This is a genomic window from Cellulomonas massiliensis JC225 (genome assembly GCF_000312005.1).
Lineage (GTDB): Bacteria > Actinomycetota > Actinomycetes > Actinomycetales > Cellulomonadaceae > Cellulomonas > Cellulomonas massiliensis.
In genome coordinates this window covers 660,693-664,230 of sequence record NZ_HE978588.1, presented here as the reverse complement: position 1 = coordinate 664,230, position 3,538 = coordinate 660,693, and the positions used below count along the sequence as shown (strand labels likewise).

General features: G+C 76.1%; 3 protein-coding genes and 1 pseudogene. All 4 read left to right on the top strand.

Annotation, left to right across the window (positions count from 1 at the left end):
• A partial coding sequence (locus tag HGCM_RS03160) for a GlnX family signal transduction membrane protein (protein WP_019135438.1) occupies window positions 1-1,194 on the top strand: 1,194 nt, incomplete at its 5' end.
• The gene (locus HGCM_RS03155) at window positions 1,191-2,189 is read left to right on the top strand and encodes a glutamate ABC transporter substrate-binding protein (protein ID WP_019135437.1); all 999 of its coding nucleotides are present in this window, start codon (window positions 1,191-1,193) and stop codon (window positions 2,187-2,189) included. The genes HGCM_RS03160 and HGCM_RS03155, both read left to right, overlap by 4 nt.
• Entirely contained in the window at window positions 2,186-3,313 is a 1,128-nt protein-coding gene (locus HGCM_RS03150; RefSeq protein WP_019135436.1) for a hypothetical protein, read from the top strand. The genes HGCM_RS03155 and HGCM_RS03150 overlap by 4 nt, the downstream gene beginning before the upstream one ends.
• A pseudogene (locus HGCM_RS19605) lies at window positions 3,310-3,538 on the top strand (hypothetical protein); the annotation flags it as partial. The gene HGCM_RS03150 and the pseudogene HGCM_RS19605, both read left to right, overlap by 4 nt.

The window sequence follows — 3,538 nt, the reverse complement described above, 5'->3', positions numbered from 1 at the left end:
GGGCGCCTGGCGCTCGCGGGCCTCGCCGCCGTGCTGGCGTGCCTCGTCGCGGGCGGCGTGGGGCTGGCGGCGGGCCTCAGCCAGTCGCAGGCGCTGGAGGACGCGGCCGGCGACGGCGGTCAGCTCGTCGGCGTGCAGGAGGTGCGCAACGACCTCGTCGCGGCGGACGCGACGCTGACGAACGCGTTCCTCGTCGGCGGGCTCGAGCCGCCGCAGATGCGCGCGCAGTACGACGCCTCGGTGGACGCCGCGGCGAACGGTCTCGCGGCACGCGCGGGCGCCAACGGCCGCGACGCCGACGAGCTCGGGACCGTGACGTCCGACCTGACGGTGTACACGGGCCTCGTCGAGCAGGCGCGCGCGAACAACCGCCAGGGCTTCCCGGTGGGCGCCGCGTACCTGGACCAGGCGTCGACAGAGCTGCGCCAGCAGATGCTGCCGGTGCTGGACGAGGTCGTCTCCGCCAACTCGGCGCGCGTCTCGTCGTCGTTCGGCGCCGTCGACCGTGCGGCCTGGCTGATGCTCGTCGTGCTGCTGGCGGTCGGCGTCCTCGTGTGGCTGCAGGTGTGGCTCGCGCGCCGGACGCACCGCCGGCTCAACCGCGGGCTGCTGACCGCCACGGTGCTCGTCGTCCTCGCGCTCGGCGCCGGGGCGGTCGTGCTCGGCGGTGCGGCGAGCGCGGCGCACCGCACCCGTGCGGTGCCGTACCAGGACACGCTCGACGTGTCGCAGGCGTACGCCCTGGTCAACGACGCCCGGTCGATGGAGTCGTTCACGCTCATCAAGCGCGGCTCCGGGGCGGCGTACGAGGAGCAGTACCAGAAGAACGTCGCGGAGGCGCGGACCCGGCTCGAGCAGGTCAGCGGCTCGACCGACGGCGCGGCGCTGCTGACGGCGCTCGAGGCGTGGACGACCGCGCACGAGGAGATCCGGGCGGCCGACGACGGCGGCGACTGGGACGGCGCGGTGGCGCTCGCGACGAGCACCGAGCCCGGCTCCTCCAGCGAGGCGTTCACGGCGTTCTCCGACCAGGCGCGCGCGAGCGTCACGGCGAGCGCCACCCAGGTCGACGACGAGCTGTCGGGCTCCGGCCGCTCGTCCGTGCTGGTCGGGTGGCTGTCGCTGCTCGCCGGCCTCGTGGCCGCCGCGTTCGCGTGGCGAGGTCTGTCCGTCCGGCTGAGGGAGTACCGATGAACCAGCGGCGCACGAGGATCGTCGCGATCATCGTCATCGCGGCGCTGATCCTGGCGGGCGGCACGCTCGCGTTCGTCTCCTACCTGGCGTCCCGCGACGGCGCCGCGCCGGCTCCGGCGTCCGGGCCGGCCGTGGTGAGCGCCGCACGCCTGGGCGGGGTGGCGCCCGCGGCCGTGGGGGAGCCGGCGCAGTGCGACGACGGCAACCTCGCGACGACGTCCTACGCGCCCGCCGCCGACACGCTGTCGAGGCCCGGCGCGTCGGTCCGCGACATCAAGGCGCGCGGGCGGCTCGTCGTCGGCGTCTCGGCCGACACCCTGCTCATGGGCGCGCGCAACCCGATCTCCGGGCGGATCGAGGGCTTCGACATCGACATGGTGCGGCTCGTCGCGAAGCAGCTGCTGGGCGACGAGGACGCCATCCAGTTCCGCGTCATCACGTCCGCGCAGCGGCTCGACGTGCTCGAGAGCCACGAGGTCGACCTCGTCGCGCGGGCGTTCACGATGAACTGCGAGCGGTGGGAGACGATCGCGTTCAGCGCGGAGTACCTGCACGCGGGGCAGAAGGTGCTCGTGACGCGGGACTCGCCGGCGACGGGCATCGCCGACCTCGGCGGCGCCCGCGTGTGCGCGCCCGAGGGCACGACGACGATCGAGCGGCTCGCGCAGTTCCCCGACGTCGAGGCGGTGCCCTCGCCGACGCACACCGGCTGCCTCGTGCTGTTCCAGCAGGGCCGCGCGGACGCGATCACCGGCGACGACACGATCCTCGCCGGGTTCGCCGCGCAGGACCCGTACGCGAAGGTCGTCGGCGACGCGATCAGCGACGAGCCCTACGGCATCGGCGTCGCCGCGGACCGGCGCGACCTCGTCCAGTACGTCAACGCCGTGCTGGACCGCGCCAAGGAGGACGGGACGTGGGCGCAGCGCTACGAGCGCTGGCTCACCCCGCTGGGCGACGCCCCCGAGCCCCCGGTGTCGGTGTACGGCCGGTGACGACGACCCGACCCGAGGCCCCGGACGCCCCCGGGCGGCTGGGCCAGGCGATCCCCGCCGAGGAGCTGCTCGCGTACCTCGCGGCGCTCGACGCGTGGCTGCGGGACCGCCGGGCGGAGCTCGACCGGCTCGACGCGGCGGGGCGCGCCTCCACGGCGCCGGACCAGCACACGTCCGACCTCGTCCTGGCGCTGTCGATGTGGCAGCTCATCCGCACCCGCGTCGACGAGCTCGTCCGGACGTGGGACTCCGGCCGCGTGGGCGAGGTGGAGCGCGAGCGGATGTCGCGCCTCATCTGGGGCCGTCTCGACCCCTCGGAGGGCTCGGCGGGCGTGTCGCTCGTCGAGGCGGTGACCCTGTGCGACGCGCTGGTCCGCCAGCTGCGGGTCCGGCTCGCCTTCGACCCGGCGACGGCCGACCACGTCGCGCGCCTGCGGGCGCTGCGCGCGGCGCTGGTGCGCTGCGAGGACCTCGTCGGCGCCGACGCCGCCGGCCGCGAGCGCCTCGCGCGCCTGCGCGACCGCGAGCAGGCGATGGTCGCGCAGACGGCGCGCGGGGCGGACGTCTCGGGCCCGCTCGCGGAGCTCGAGGCGGAGGTGGCCCGCACCGAGCGCGACCTGATCGTCGAGGCGTCGGAGCGGACGACGCTCGCGCGCCACCGGCAGGACGCCACCGAGCTCGCCGCCGCGCTCGAGGCGCGCGAGCCGACGCTGCACGAGCTGGCGGAGCGGTGCCGGCGGGAGATCGTGAACCCGCCCCGCCTCGCGGTGCCCGACGTCTCCCGGCTCGGCGAGGCGCCCGAGGGCCGCGAGGCGCTCGACACCTACCTGCACCGGCTCCAGGCGGTGCGCCGCGCGCTCGACCACGTCGCGGAGGCGTACACCGCGCCGCTGCGGCTGCGCGCGGAGCTGCGCTACCGGCTGGACAACCTGCACGACACGGCGGACGCCCACGGGCGCTCGTCGTCCCCGACCGTCCGATCCGGCTACGACGAGGCCCGCGCGGCCGTCGACGCGACCCCGTGCGACGTCGTCCTCGCGCAGTTCCTCGTCGAGCAGTACGAGTTCCTCACGCGACCCCTCCCGCGAGGCGGGGCCGCGGCCCGACCCGAGGGGGCCTCATGAGCACGTCCACCACCGCCGTCCCGTGCGCCGAGCTCGGCTGCACCGGGACGTACGAGGACGGGTACTGCAACGTCTGCGGCTCGCCGCAGCGCGCGGGCGCGGCGCCCGCGGCGGCGACGACGGGCACCTCGCCCGCCTCGGCGACGCAGCTGCTCGGCACGGGCATCGCGCAGGCACCGGCGACGCCGGGTGCGGCGGGCGGCGAGGAGCCGGACGCGGAGCGCT

Bases quoted from the DNA above. Each gene is read 5' to 3' on its own strand.
- HGCM_RS03155 (WP_019135437.1), top strand. From the start codon at position 1,191: ATGAACCAGCGGCGCACGAGGATCGTCGCGATCATCGTCATCGCGGCG.